Raw genomic sequence first — 14,321 nt, forward strand, 5'->3', positions numbered from 1 at the left:
TTGGTTCACGCTCTACTACCATATCATCCGATCCCCGGTGGGTTCAAGAATGGTTGGGTGAGCCGGGAAAGATTGTTATTGGAATACTTATCAGGATAATGCCTTAAGTCCGTTTCCCGAGTACATGCTTTCATCCTGCAATCGAACCAATACCTTGCCGTAACGCCCACTCTGCCGGATGGTGACTTTTCCGGACGGATACGCTTGCTCCAAATAATCCGTTATCAATTTCCGCTTCTGATCATCTGGGACTTGACCATGACCGCGAAGCCAGTTCATGATTTCCTGCAGCGCAGCTTCGCTTGAGACTTCCGTCGTTTTCGTTTCCCGCGTCACAAGGGACTCGTAGGAATATCCTTTAAGATACAGCAGGTGAAGCAAATACCCGAATTCCATGTGTTTCGATCGGTAAGGCTGATCGGTGATGAGCGGCCAGATTTCATTCATCAGGCTGATCTCGGTGGAACCTGCGGGCATACTGATATAACAAAACTCCCGGGCGCATTGCAGTACCTTCTCTACGCTCTGCCAATCCACGATGACCGGGCACATCGAGAGAAAAACGAGATCGAACGCCTGGCTCCAGCCTTTGGCCTGTACGTCAATATCTTCAAAACGTTCGGGAACGATCTTCACCTGATCCTGCGGAAAATTTGTTATATTCTCTTTCAGCAGATCGATCAATGGCAGCGAAGACTCCACGGCCGTTACATCCGCCCCGCGCTCTGCAAAAGGAACCGAAAACACGCCCGAAGCGGCCCCGATATCCAGAACGGAGGCATTATCGAATCGGACGCCTTGCCCTTCAAGCCAGTTCATGATGCGCGAAGTCCTTTTTCTCCCTTCTTCATTAAATGATTGCTCATTGAAAGTCCGGGCCTTATGATCAAATGCTCGGGCCGGTTCGATTCCGGCTTTTTTCATTTTGTTGATGACGCTGTCGCCATGTTCCTTCCAAGCTTGTTCCCATATGGCTTCATTAAAAAAATCGTTCAAGACATCCCTCTCGCTTTCCGTTATGGTTTATGGTGCATGGTATAACAATTATGGATATTTAATATCCATAATTGTCGCGCACGAGAAGTATATTACTTCCCGTTTCAGCATACTGACAAAAAGTTAATTACGGATCTACTTTATCCATAATATATGATTCATCCCCCATTTGCAATGCCCTTTTTTTTGATTAATCTGCAGTTGGCACACTGCCGCTGGCAACATAGCTTGAACATAGCCGCTCATAAAAAATGCTCGCCTATTCCACCAATCGTCTGAAATCAATATCTCCGTTAAGGTTATACAGCCGATCTTCCTCCGGAGGAAAATCGGCTGTGCTTCTGATGTTTACTTAGTGAATTGGAGTTGATCAATTTTGCTTGTCTTACATGTCGGTGACGCGAAGGTAGAAATTCACCCGACACTTCAATGGCAAGATCAGGCTTCGCCTATCATTTGCCGCGCAATTTGTTTCATCTCATAGAAGTAGCCCTTTTGCTCCATAAGCTGCGAATACGTGCCTGCTTCCATGATTCTGCCTTGAACCATGACCACGATCCGGTCCATTTCTTCCAAGCCGGTCAGCCGATGACATATGAGAATAAGCGTATCATCCTGCGCTTGCGCCAGCAATTGACTGAAAACGCGCTGCTCGGTGATGTAATCCAGTGAAGACGTCGGTTCGTCCAAAAGCCACAAACGCCCTTTCCGGAGCATGGCACGCGCCAAGGCCAGCCGTTGCTTTTCTCCGTCGGACAAGTTCTCGCCCTTCTCATATACCGCAGCGTCCAGAGATTGATTCGGCAGTTGGACTTTATCCAGTATAGCGGACAACTCATGGTCGTCGTGATGTTCGGCATCCAGCAGCAGGTTGTCTCGAATGGTTCCCCGGAAGAAATGACTGTGCTGAAGCACTACATTCGACGCTTGCCAAATGCTCGCTTCATCCAATTCCTGAATCGAAACATCATGCAAACGAATCTCGCCGCTTGTCGGGGTACGCAGCTTGAGCAGCAATTCGACGATCGTTGATTTCCCTGACCCGCTCGGCCCGACAATGGCCGTTTTGGAACCAGCGGGAAAATGGAGGGATACGTTTTGGAGTGCAGGACGCCATTCATCTTCATATTGGAACGTAACCCTGCGCAGCTCCACCGAAACGGCTTGATTGACGGGTAGAATGCCGCTCGGCTGCGGCGCCATCACATCGGCAGCATGAACGATTTCCGCGAGCCGCTTGGCCGCGTGCTCGCTGTCCTGCTTATAAGCCGGCAGCGTGGCCATTGGCGCCGCCTCTTCGAACACCGTAAGCGAAGCCATGACCAGCATGGCGAGAAACACGCCGGCAAGGGAGCCGTCCATAATCAGATAAGCACCGAGAATCAGCACGCCCCAAGAAATGAGATACGTCACAAAAGTATGCAGCGATTGCCCTCGCAGCAGGTGCACGGCAGATGCCTGCTGCTCCGCTGATAAAACTGCCGAGGCATGCTGAAGCAGCTTCTCTCGCTGCTTCAGCTGCCCATATACTTTTAAATCACGGAACCCGTAGAGCAGTTCGGTCACTTCCGTGGAAAATGCGGCCCGCTGCCGGCGAACGCGACCATGAATTCTTCTCTGTCCAAGCAATACCAGCGCTGGAACCACAAAAGCCGTTGCCAGCATCCCCGCCACAAACAAACAGGCAATCCAGATCGAGAAAGCGGAAGTAAACAACACCGTCGCCAAAAACACCATAACAACGATGATAGGCGGATAAGCAACGCGCAAAAAATAATGCTGCAAGCTTTCTACATCCCCTACGATCCGCGCGAGCAGCTCACCGCTCCGCTTCTTGCCCAGTATCCCTGGCATTAACGGATCAAGCTTGGCAAAAAAAGATGTGCGCAAACGGCTGAGCAGAGAAAACGTCGCCCGATGGGAATACAAGCGTTCTGCATAGCGGCTGGCCGCCCGCAGCAGACCGAGGATTTTCACCAGAGACGTCAACACAATCAAGGTATAAAGCGGCGGAGCAAATACCGTCTGCGAAATGAGATATCCGCTAAGTGAAAAGAGACATACACCTGCGATGCCTGCCACGAATCCGCCGATGATGGCCATGGCAATATCCTTGCGTTCCTCAATCATCGCTTTTGTTAGAATTGCCAGCTCATTCATGCGAACCTCCCTTTCCGATGGGCATCCACCATTTCGGCATATTGCGGCAGCCGAACAAGAAGCTCTTCATGGCGCCCGCAGCCAAGCAGGGCTCCGTTGTCCATAAACAGGATCTTGTCGGCATCTTTTATCGTATACAAGCGGTGCGCAACGGTAATCATGGTCGCTTGGCTTGCAAGCTCGGCAATGGACAGCTGCAGCACGCGTTCGGTGTGGAGATCCAATCCCACCGTGGGCTCATCAAACAAAATGACGGCAGGCCGCTTCAAAAAAGCGCGCGCCAGCGCAAGCCGCTGCTTCTCGCCGCCTGACAACCCCCTGCCCCCTTCGCCGACGAAGGTGTCATAGCCATGCTCGAGCTCAGCCGCAACCGCAGCAAGTCCGGCAGCTTCAGCCGCCTGCTCGACGTCAGCCCTAGAGACGTCCCTGCCCGCGCCAATCGCAATATTCTCGGCAAACGTGCCGGCAAAGATATATGGATGCTGGGTAATGTAGCTGACATAATCAAACCATGAAGCCTCATCGTCTGAATTAAGCGCCCTTCCGTTCACCAGCACTTCACCTGATACCGGCTTCAGCAGCCCGGCCACGAGATGCAGCAAGGTTGTTTTGCCGGACCCGCTTTTACCGACAATCGCAATATGCTCTCCTGGTCCAAACGATATGGAACCCACCGCAAGCTCGAAGGAATCCGGCGCATACTGAAACCGGACATCCCTCAGCTCGATGGACGGGGGCATTTGAATGAACCCCCCACCGGCTGTCCCTGGCTTGTCCAACGCAATCGTCCAATCTAACTCGCCTGTTCCATCCCTATGATCAGCACCCTCACGTCGAGTGCTTAACGCTTCTTCATCTTGCGTTTCCTCAAGCATCTCTTCCACCTTACGGATCGCCCCCATACTGGTGCGGCCCCCGTGAAAGGCGGTTCCCGTGTTTTTTAACAAACTGTAAAACTCGGGCACCAGCAGCAGGATCAAAAAGGCGGTGTGGAAGGAAAGCGATTTGAAGACCAGGAGCTGAAGCGCCAGCTCAAGCGCAACGATGCCAATGCCCAGCATGACGATGGATTCCAGCATGAAGGTATTGGTGAACGCAATTCGCAAAATGTCCATCGTCGCATCCCGGTATCCCAGGCTGCTGCGTTCGATGTCCTGCTGATGATGGCGAGCACGGCCGAAGAGCTTCAACGAAACGAGTCCTTGCAGAGAGTCGAGAAACGTGCCGGAAAATTCGGCCAACTGCGCGAATTTCTCCTCCGATTTGTTCTTCGTTTTGAGCCCCACCAATACCATGAATATCGGAATGAAGGGAGCGGTAACCAGCATAATGAACCCGGAATTCATATGCTGCGTAAATACTACGGCCAAGATCAGAATAGGAATGATGGCAGATTCCATCATTCGCGGCACATACTGGCTGAAATAACTGTCCGCCTCATCCACGGCATCCAGCGCCACGCTCACCTTTCCGCCTGTTTGCCCGCGAAGCGCCATCGGCATGGAAGCCTTGGTCAGCTTTCGCAGCACGGCCGCTCGCATATCCGTTTTGGCCCGGGCAGCCATCTGCAAACCGATTCGTCCATTGCCATACGACAGCAGCGTACGCGCAGCCATGACGCCCAGCAGAATAACAAGAATGACGGCAACCGACGATAACGAAGCACGCTGCACAAATATCTTCTCCACCGATTCTGCGAGCAGCACGGCCTGGCCCACGATGGCGGCACCGAGCGCAAGCGACACGCCACCCAGGAGAACAAGGGGTTTTCTTTGCGCGGACATTTGCTGGGAGATCAGTCCCGTTTTTTTCTTCATGATGACGTCCCTCCTTCATGCCGACCTCTGTATGTGATTTCACAACGCATCGGTTTATTTTTTGCCTTTTACATAATCCGCATCAAACAAGAATAGCCTGAAGACCAGTATAAGGGACGGAATCAGCAGACACAGTCCGCCGATAAAGGCGATCACCAGCGCAACGCCCATCGACTCATGCGTGGCACCGCTTTGAATGGTAATATACGGATCCAGAATATAAGGATATTGTCCGATGCCATAAGCAAAAAAGGCACAGAAAAACTGAAGCATCACGCAAATAAAGGCTAGTCCGTAGCGCCGCCCGCTGTACAGAAGCCATACGGACATCATGAAAAAACCAACGGAAAGCGCCAGCAGCCACCATAAGTCCATCATGTTTTGAAAATGCCGCTCATTATGCTGAGAGAGATAAATGAATGCCGTTAGCGCGGCAATGATGGTTGGCATGCTCCAGAACAGGGCATAAGTCCGCATCAGCTTGAGCGCAGGCTGGTCGTCCGCCCGGGAAGCGTAATAAGACAAGAACGAACCACTGATAAACAGCACCGATACAATGGCCAATGCGACGATGCTCCACGACAACGGGCTTGTCATCAGCGACAAGTACTCTAAAGAAACGGCCCCGCCTTCCTCCACGATAAAGCCGCCCTCGGAAAGGGTCAGTGCCACCGACAACGATGCCGGGATCAGCAATCCCGTGGCCCCGTATAAAAACAGATACACGATGTTTTCTTTGGAGCCATAGTTCTCAAATGCGTAAAAGGACCCTCGAATGGCCAGCAAAATGACGGCGATGCTTCCCGGCACAAGCAGCGCAGAACCGTAATAATAGGCCGTATCGGGAAAGAACCCGACGATGCCAACGAAGAAAAAGACAAAGAACACATTCGTGATCTCCCAGACCGGCGACAAATAACGAGAGATCAAACGATTGAGCAGATGGTCCTGCTTCGTCAAGCGGGCATAGAAGGCAAAAAATCCGGCGCCGTAATCGATGGAGGCCACGATCAAATAGCCGTACAAAAACAGCCAAAGCACGGAAATGCCTATCAACTCGTAACTGATCATAACGGCTCACCCTTTTTCCATGGAATGAATTTGCTTCTCTTTGGACAGTTCTTCAAGCTCGGCTTCTGCCGGCTTGTTACGGAATAAGCGCCGCAGCACAAAAATACACATGACGCCCAGCACGATATACAGAAGGAGGAAAAGGAAAAAGAGAACCCTCACATTCGGCGAGGAGGTGGCAGCTTCCTCAACCCGCATGTATCCGCGGATAATCCACGGCTGTCTACCGACTTCGGCATAGAACCAGCCCAGCTCTACCCCTAAGAACGCCAGCGGCGCGCTAAGAACGATGGCCCGAAGCAGCCACTTGTTGAGCTCGTTCCGTTTCTTCCACATCACGAACAAGAAATACAAGAACGCAACGCCGAGCATCACAAAGCCGATGCCGGCCATCATATCAAACAAATAATGCACGAGCAGCGGAGGGCGCTCATCGAGCGGAAACTCCTCCAGCCCCTTCACCTCGGCATTAAAGTCGCCAAAGGCCAGGAAGCTGAGCGCCTTCGGAATGTGAAGAGCCCCCATGACCTTCTGCTCGGCGTTCAGCCGTCCCAACAGGATCAAATCCGCGCCGCGTTCCGTTTCAAAATGCCACTCTGCGGCCGCCAGCTTCTCCGGTTGATGCTCCGCCAAAAACTTTGCCGACATATCGCCGGCAATAGTGGTCAGCATACTGAAGACCAGCACCGCGCCCATCATCAGCTTCAACGCTTTTTTGTAATACGCCGACGCTCCTTTTCTAAGGATAATATAAGCCGCAATGCCCGCCAGCAGGGCTGCCCCCGTCAAGTAGGCCGAGGATAATACATGGAACACCTTGGAGGGCGTTGCCGCATTAAACATCGCCTGCAGCGGATTAACCGCCGTAAAGTGACCGGCTTCCATAACAAAGCCTTCAGGCTGATTCATAAAACCGTTCACCGACGTGATAAAAAAAGCGGACATGCTTGCGCCGGCTACAATGGGTAACGTTAGCAGCCAGTGAACATACGGATTGCGGAAGCGATCCCACGTGTACAAATAAATGCCGAGGAAAATGGCTTCAAAAAAGAAAGCAAAAACCTCCATGAATAATGGAAGAGCGATCACGTTTCCTGCCAACTGCATAAAGTTCGGCCATACCAATGCCAGCTGCAGGGCAATCGCCGTTCCGGTTACAACGCCGACGGCCACGGAAATGACAAATCCTCTCGTCCATCTCTTGGCCATCAGAATGTAGTGCGCATCCTTCTTTCGTATGCCGACGAATTCGGCAATTGCAATCATTAATGGAACACCGACGCCGACCGTGGCGAATATGACATGAAATGCCAAGGTTAACCCTGTTAACCATCTGCTCCACAGCACCGTATCTACGACCATGCCAGAATGTCTCCTTTCAAACGCAATTCATTCGAATCGGGTCAGACCCTAACCTATACTTACCCGATATTCAAAGGCTATTATAACGAAGCATGATCACAATTGAATCACATCAGCGCTCCGTTCATGAAAGGATCGAATCTTTCTGACATCTCGGTGAAAAACAAGAAAACCACTCGTTCGAGCCATTGCATTGTCAGACGATACATGGTATTCGCGGCAGTGGCATATAACCGAAAAAGAACCCCATTTCTAGCCCATGAGCGGATCAAGAAACGGGGTTCTTACAACTACAATTCTATTTGTGATGACGGATAACCATCCACCTGTTGATGTTACAAATTCATGCTTGAGCGGCTTCTTGTTTCTGCGAACGCTTAGCCTGTAACAATGCAAAGATTATGAGTATAAATGCTGCGAGTGCCAGCATCGGGATGGTCAACCAACCGAACCAATTCAAGTAGTCGTCCATACAGGACACCGGCCCGCATGCCGCCGCGCTCAGATCGTGCGGAAGTTTTTGGATGACGATATGGTATGTCGATATCCCTCCCCCAATGAGAATCAGTGGCAGGACGTACGGGACGATATCTGTCTTTTGCCGGTAAGCTGCGATTCCCAGCACAATGACTAACGGATACATGAAAATCCTTTGGTACCAGCATAAGACGCAAGGCGTAAAATGCCACACTTCGCTTAGAAACAAACTTCCGCTAGTGGCCACTGTGGCGACCGTCCAGGCAAAAAACAACCAAACTCCGGTTTTGTTCATGGTTTCAAACTTCGTCCCTTCTATTGGTGTTTCGACATCATATCGAAATGGATGTGATCTTACGGTCTGCAATTCGTCCCACTCTTCCTTCGAGCTGATGACATTTCTCATTTTCGCTTAATTATAAATATAATAAAATGGCTCCTTTGGGCTATAAGCTGCTCTGGCCAGCTTGTTCTGTGAATGGACACATCATGTTAACGTATCAAGTAAACCAGCGAATAAAAAAAAGATTTTGCCGCTAATAGGGACAAAATCTTTTATGGTTTGTACACTCCATTGAAGAATACCCACTTTGCATGTTCTGAGCTTTTGTTACATACCTATGAGGGAAGCTTATGCTTTCAGGTGAAGGAAGGGATAGAATGAAGACCAAATGGGGGATTGCTCTGCTGCTGATCTGCACGATCGCGGCCATCCTGATGTTTCAACAGGTTCAGGATCGTACTCCAACGAAGGATCTTTATGCCGATGGACAGCTGCGTATGGAAATACAAACCGTTTCGTCTGCTGCTGAACCCATGCAGGAAACCGTTTTTGAGCTCTTCGTGACCGAGCTTCCCGAGAAGCCGATTACCGATGCTGACATTGAACTTCACATCGCGATGCCGGATATGTTTTGCGGGGTGTTCCCCGCAGAGGTCGTCGAATCCAAGCCAGGCGTTTACAGCGCGACGGCAATCCCTGTGATGCAAGGCCTCTGGGAGGCCGAAGCCGTTCTGCGTTGGGAAGATCGCCATGTCAAAGTAAGGACGTTGTTCAAAGTTCGCTGAGCTCCACTTACCATAGCCACGGGTGAATGCCCGGTATCCAGCCATTGGCGCTTAGTCCTTTTAAAATAGACAGGATTCCCATCAGGAAAGCTAAAAATCCGCCGAATTTGCGCATGCCCCTGCGCCATTTTTTCGTCAGGCTGCCGGCAGACATCGCCACCACGAACAGGATCGGAAATGTCGCAAGTCCAAACACCAGCATAATCATAATACCTTCCAGGCCGGATCCGGATGCCGCTGCATTCATCTGCATCGCATAGGTTAAGCCGCATGGAAGAAAACCAAGCAGAATGCCGGTTAAAAAAGTCGCAAGCATCTCATAACGCTGACCAAGCCGTGCCAGTTTCGCTTGAAAAAATGGATGTCTCGGCAGATGAGCGTTATATATGGGCAATGTGTAGCGGCGAATGGTCCAGAGCAGAATGAGCATTCCTCCAATGATGCTGGCTGCTCCTTGGAAACCGACAAAGCTGCCGGCCACATCCAGGAAGGAGCCCACCACTCCCATAAAACCGCCAATGGCCATGTAGGTGATAACTCTGCCCGCATTGTAGGCCAATACGGATTTCAGCGGAGAGCTTTGGTTTCCAAGTGCCAGAGAAGAAACGATTCCCCCGCACATGACCAGACAATGCGGCGCCCCCATTAATCCTGCCAATGCCACTAACGGTAATCCGCTTCCGGTCAAGGCCATGCTCTCGCCCCCCGTTTTCCCCACAGCTGGAGCCGCAGCGAGTTGCCGACAACCAGCAGCGAGCTTGCCGCCATTCCAATGCATGCAATGCGCGGGTCCAAATAACCGAATGCAGCCAAAGGTACGGTCAGGACGTTATACAATAGTGCAAAGAGTAGATTCTGATGAACATTCCGCATCGTATAACGACTCCAGGTGTAGGCTTCCGGAATTCGGGATAGCCTGCTTCCGATCAGGACGACGTCTCCTGCCTGTTTGGCTGCATCCGTTCCACCGCCCATGGCGATGCCGACATCGGCGGCGGCCAGCGCAGCCGCATCATTGATGCCGTCGCCGACCATGGCCACGGAACGACCTTGCTGCTGAAGCTCGCGTATGAACGCAAGCTTTTGTTCAGGAAGCATGCCGGCGCGTACCAGCTCAATGCCTGTCGCGGCAGCCACGGTCAGCGCTGTTCGCTCCTCATCGCCAGTTACCATCCACACTTCGGCTTTTTGCTTCAGCTCATGCACGACGCCTCGCGCATCCCGTCTGAGTTTGTCAGCCATATCAAACGTACCGATCCATGTCCCGTTCATGGCTATATAAAGTCTTATATGACCGGAGGCCGCTTCCTGATGTAATCCAAACCTCTTTTCCTCCGAAAAGCGAATGCCCATTTCCTCCAGCCATTTCCGGTTCCCCACGCATACGTTGTTTCCTTCCACATCGCCTTCCATTCCCTTTCCCGGCCGTTCGTGGAACGAGGCTGCTTCCGGAATGGGGACCTGTTGGTCTTTCGCCGCTTTCACAATGGCTTGCGCCAGTGGATGCATGGACAGAGAAGCTAGAGCCGAGGTCAGGCGAAGTACGTCTGCGTCACGTTGTCCAGCCGTTTGGATGGCAACAAGCTGCGGCAAGCCTTCGGTCAGCGTTCCCGTCTTATCCAGCAATACGACATCGATTTGCCGCAACCTTTCCAAGGAGCGCGCCTCTTTGAACAGAATGCCCTTTTGGGCAGATGATCCGGTTGCAATCAGGATGGAAATCGGGGTTGCCAGTCCAAGCGCACAAGGGCAAGCGACCAGTAAAACAGATAACGCGTGACGCATTGCGGTTTCAGAGAGATCAGGGCCATGGGAAAACAATAGCCATCCTGCAAATGTTACCGCCGCACAGCCCAGCATAACCGGTACAAAAACCGCCGCAATGCGGTCAACCGTTCTTTGAATGGCCGGTTTGCTCTGCTGCGCGGCTTCGATCAGTGCAATCATCTGGGAAAGTCGGGTTTCCTTATGCTTCTTATCGACCATGATATGCAGACTCCCGACCAAACAACGGGTTCCGGCATATACGCGGTCTCCGCTGCATTTGGTCACCGCCGTGCTTTCGCCTGTCATCATCGATTCATCCGCATCCGCCGTTCCCGAATGAACCACACCGTCAACGGATATCCATTCTCCGCTCTTCACCATAATGCGGTCCCCTGTTTGTGCCTGATCTGCCGTAATCCATTCTTCGCCATGCTGTCGCAACACCCGAACCAGCTTCACCTGAAGCGAGTATAAGGCACTCAGTTGTTTCAGCGCTTTTCCCTTGGCAATGGTCTCCAGCCACTTGCCTAACAAAACCACGGTCATAATCATGGCAATCGTATCGAAATACAGGGTGGGGTGAGAGGCATCGTGTGCGGCATGAAACATCGCGTAGTGGCTGTAGAAGTAAGCAACGGACGTGCTGATGGCAACCAAGGTATCCATGTTTGCGCTGCGATGGATGAAGGCTTGATAAGCGCCGTAATAAAATGGATAGCCCACGCCAAACTGAAGAAACGTCGCAATCAGGAATTGAAACATGGGCTCCATGAATAAATTCGGCGTCCATGGTTGAAACCACATGAAAATATGGGCCAGCATCGCCCACAAAAGCGGAATGGACAAACACGCAGCGATCGCGAACCGGGTGCGATAGGCGCGAGTTTCGGCTTCTATTCCTGCTTGGGGATGCGAGAGCTTGCCCGTTGCCTTATAGCCGAGCTTTGCAATTTTGGCGGTGATCGCCTGCATTCCAATTTCCCTCGGTTCGTAGTGAACGGTAGCCCGAGACAAAGCCAAACTGACATGAACAGCTTGAACCCCCTTCTCCTTGCGAAGCGCTTTTTCAATTCGGGTTGCACAAGCCGCGCATGTCATACCACTTACTTGTAATTGCTCCAGTTTCATATTCGCTCACCTCCGGCGCTCGTTCATGGGATCGCTCGTCCATAAATTGTATGAAGGTGTTCGAATATTAAGAATAGCTATAAAGAGCCATCCAAATTACACCTGCCCTATCAACATGGCAAAGGCGATCAATCACAAAGACTGGCCGCCATGAAATGATAGCTTTATTGTTCTTGAATCGAAAAAGCCGCGTATTACGCGACTTTTTGAGTCATAATATGTTGTCTCTTCTCGATCCATTATTTCCTTAATGACAGCTTAGAAATTAAATTTAAGCTATCTTTCTTACAGCGAACCATAGTTCAACGTAATTAAGACCGTCTCTACCGCCGTAGATTTCAAATTCCATTCCATCGACTTGTTCATATCCCGCCGTAGGAAGCCACTCTGAGAAGAATCGTCGATATAACGTCTCAATGATCTCATCAAAGCTGTCCCATGTGAATGGATCCGATGAAAAAACAGCCCAAGTATGCGCGGGTATCGTTATGTTTGTGTATCCGTTTGTATCACTGGAGTCACTTTTAAATGCGCACAACATGTACGGAAAAGAGTCATTTTCCGTTTTTCTGTAACTGCAAACCGCATGTACTTTATATAAATCCTTGTTTAAAAAAGAAGGCAAGTCGCCTGCATGGACAGCAAGTCTTTCAACCTCGCCATTAGCATGGCTTTCCTTCCAGAATTCTGCGGGCGAAGCCACCGCTTCGCCATCTCCGTTTATTGGAAACACTCTTTCGATTCCAAAGATCTGTAAGGCTTCCTTCGTTTCAATACGATAATTCATAGCCTCTGCCCCTTTGATTGAAATGAGGAAGGAAATCCGAGGATAGGCCTTTAGAGCGGTCCCTTCTTGACGAGCTATTGCTGGATTGACACCATGCAGCATTTGAAAAGCCCGCGCAAAAGAAACCGGTGATTCATAACCGTATTTCAGGGCAATATCAATGACTTTAGCGTCGCTATTCTGCAATTCAAAAGCCGCAAGGGTGAGACGTCTTCGCCGAATATATTCCGCAAGTGTCACATTCGTTATGAACGAGAACATTCTCTTAAACTGATGTGACGAACAGCAAGCTTTACGAGCCACTTCAGCCAATTCAATTTCTTCGGATAAATTCATCTCGATGTAATCCAATGCCCGATTCATCCTCATAAGCCAATCCATCTGGTTCCCTCCTCTCAACCAAAGTATAGTTTTGCTATGGCATCGCAGCGCAACTATTTGTGCTCAGTAAAGTTTCGTCTACCCGTTTCTACGGGCAGATGCTTTTTTCTCAGCGCCAAAACGTCGTACAGTTTGCCTTATCCAGCATATTAAACTCGATCATTCTCTCCAGCAATGAGAAATCAACCGGACGATCCCACCGAATACGGACAAGCTCCTTGGTGTGATCATAGCCGGCCTGGACGATTTCATCCGAAAATTGATGTATCCCTGCCTTTTCAGGGGCAACCGCCAAGTGAGGTTTGGCTACGCTAAAGCCAATGATAAATGTGCCGTGGTCGGTGAACATTGGCTGATTCCACGCAATTTTAGGAATCAGATTCGGAAATTTCTCAGCGACCCACCCCAAAACTTCTTCGGTTCTCGCCCGATGCTGCGGGTTATCGATTTTCGCTAAAAAATCTGCAAAAACCTCCATGTTGTTTCCTCCTTCTATAAATGACGCCATCCATGTGGCGATAATGCTTAAGCTAATTCTCTATCCACGATTTCTCTATAATCCATGGATTCCGCTCTTTACGATCAGTAAAAATCAATTGCTAATATCCAAAAAAAGCATCCTTTTTGATATTCCGCTTGGACACACCCTTACTTTGCAAGTACGCAGTAACCGACTCCACCATGGATTTCGGCCCAGCGACCAAATACTTGCCATGATCCTTATGCTGGGCGATGAACTTATCGATTTCCTGATCTAAATCATTTCTTGAATCAAGATAAGATACCTGGATCGAAGGATGGCTGGCTATTGCATCAAGTTCATCTTTATATAGATAGGACTTCTTGCTATCCATATAGAGAAGTTGTATGGGTTTCAACTCACCATTCCCGGCTGCCGTTATTTGTTTTAAAATTGACCGAAAAGGCGTCATTCCGATTCCGGCCGCGATCAGGAGCGAGGGACTTTGAGGATCCAAATGGAAGGACCCTACAGGACCGCTCATTTTCATATGCATGCCTGGTTTTAATTCCAGCAGCGCCCTTTTGAAATCGCTTGGGTTGTCCCCGATGCGCGTTGTTATGCTAACAACGTTCTCTGTTGGAACAGAACTGATGCTGAATGGCTTTGTAGCATTCTTCATGGTTTTATGCGTAATGCTGAACAAACCGTATTGCCCTGCTTTCCATGTTAAATCTTGTCCTTTTTCGAATGAAAAAGTGTACACGTCTTCCGATTCTTTGCTGCTCTCTATAAATATCAATTCCCGCTTTTGGATTATGGACAGAAAATCTTTAATAAAACCCAT

At 50.2% G+C, this 14,321-nt stretch carries 12 protein-coding genes; 1 reads left to right on the plus strand and 11 read right to left on the minus strand.

Translation table 11 applies throughout. The features are described 5' to 3' along the window. Positions 1 to 90: 90 nt before the first annotated feature. From GYMC10_RS17390 to GYMC10_RS17415, 6 genes are all read right to left on the minus strand, one after another. Positions 91 to 996, minus strand: coding sequence for a class I SAM-dependent methyltransferase (locus GYMC10_RS17390; protein WP_015735726.1), 906 nt, complete (start codon positions 994 to 996; stop codon positions 91 to 93). Between the two features lie 438 nt (positions 997 to 1,434). Next, complete coding sequence (gene cydC / locus GYMC10_RS17395; protein ID WP_015735727.1) at positions 1,435 to 3,156, minus strand: thiol reductant ABC exporter subunit CydC; 1,722 nt, start codon at positions 3,154 to 3,156, stop codon at positions 1,435 to 1,437. Continuing rightward, positions 3,153 to 4,973, minus strand: coding sequence for a thiol reductant ABC exporter subunit CydD (gene cydD / locus GYMC10_RS17400; RefSeq protein ID WP_015735728.1), 1,821 nt, complete (start codon positions 4,971 to 4,973; stop codon positions 3,153 to 3,155). Before cydD ends, cydC begins: the two co-directional genes overlap by 4 nt. Before the next feature lie 54 nt (positions 4,974 to 5,027). After that, positions 5,028 to 6,044, minus strand: coding sequence for a cytochrome d ubiquinol oxidase subunit II (locus GYMC10_RS17405; protein WP_015735729.1), 1,017 nt, complete (start codon positions 6,042 to 6,044; stop codon positions 5,028 to 5,030). A 6-nt stretch (positions 6,045 to 6,050) separates the two neighbouring features. Further along, on the minus strand, positions 6,051 to 7,406 hold the full coding sequence (locus GYMC10_RS17410) for a cytochrome ubiquinol oxidase subunit I (protein WP_015735730.1): 1,356 nt from the start codon (positions 7,404 to 7,406) through the stop codon (positions 6,051 to 6,053). A 343-nt stretch (positions 7,407 to 7,749) separates the two neighbouring features. Beyond that, a complete protein-coding gene (locus GYMC10_RS17415) occupies positions 7,750 to 8,178 on the minus strand; it encodes a disulfide oxidoreductase (RefSeq protein WP_041622206.1) in 429 nt (142 codons plus the stop codon). Between the two features lie 365 nt (positions 8,179 to 8,543). Here GYMC10_RS17415 and GYMC10_RS17420 point away from each other — a divergent pair, with 365 nt between their 5' ends. Continuing rightward, positions 8,544 to 8,951, plus strand: coding sequence for a FixH family protein (locus GYMC10_RS17420; protein ID WP_015735732.1), 408 nt, complete (start codon positions 8,544 to 8,546; stop codon positions 8,949 to 8,951). Between the two features lie 7 nt (positions 8,952 to 8,958). Here GYMC10_RS17420 and GYMC10_RS17425 read toward each other — a convergent pair whose 3' ends face one another. The 5 genes from GYMC10_RS17425 to GYMC10_RS17445 form a co-directional block, all read right to left on the minus strand. Continuing rightward, entirely contained in the window at positions 8,959 to 9,645 is a 687-nt protein-coding gene (locus GYMC10_RS17425; protein ID WP_015735733.1) for a sulfite exporter TauE/SafE family protein, read from the minus strand. Further along, entirely contained in the window at positions 9,636 to 11,846 is a 2,211-nt protein-coding gene (locus tag GYMC10_RS17430) for a heavy metal translocating P-type ATPase (protein ID WP_015735734.1), read from the minus strand. Before GYMC10_RS17430 ends, GYMC10_RS17425 begins: the two co-directional genes overlap by 10 nt. Before the next feature lie 271 nt (positions 11,847 to 12,117). Continuing rightward, positions 12,118 to 13,014 (minus strand): effector binding domain-containing protein, encoded by an 897-nt coding sequence (locus GYMC10_RS17435; RefSeq protein ID WP_015735735.1) that lies wholly within the window; start codon positions 13,012 to 13,014, stop codon positions 12,118 to 12,120. Positions 13,015 to 13,123: 109 nt separating this feature from the next. Next, positions 13,124 to 13,492 (minus strand): iron chaperone, encoded by a 369-nt coding sequence (locus tag GYMC10_RS17440; protein WP_015735736.1) that lies wholly within the window; start codon positions 13,490 to 13,492, stop codon positions 13,124 to 13,126. 121 nt (positions 13,493 to 13,613) lie between these two features. Continuing rightward, complete coding sequence (locus GYMC10_RS17445; protein ID WP_015735737.1) at positions 13,614 to 14,321, minus strand: FAD-dependent oxidoreductase; 708 nt, start codon at positions 14,319 to 14,321, stop codon at positions 13,614 to 13,616.

This window comes from Paenibacillus sp. Y412MC10, from assembly GCF_000024685.1.
Lineage (GTDB): Bacteria > Bacillota > Bacilli > Paenibacillales > Paenibacillaceae > Paenibacillus_AQ > Paenibacillus_AQ lautus_A.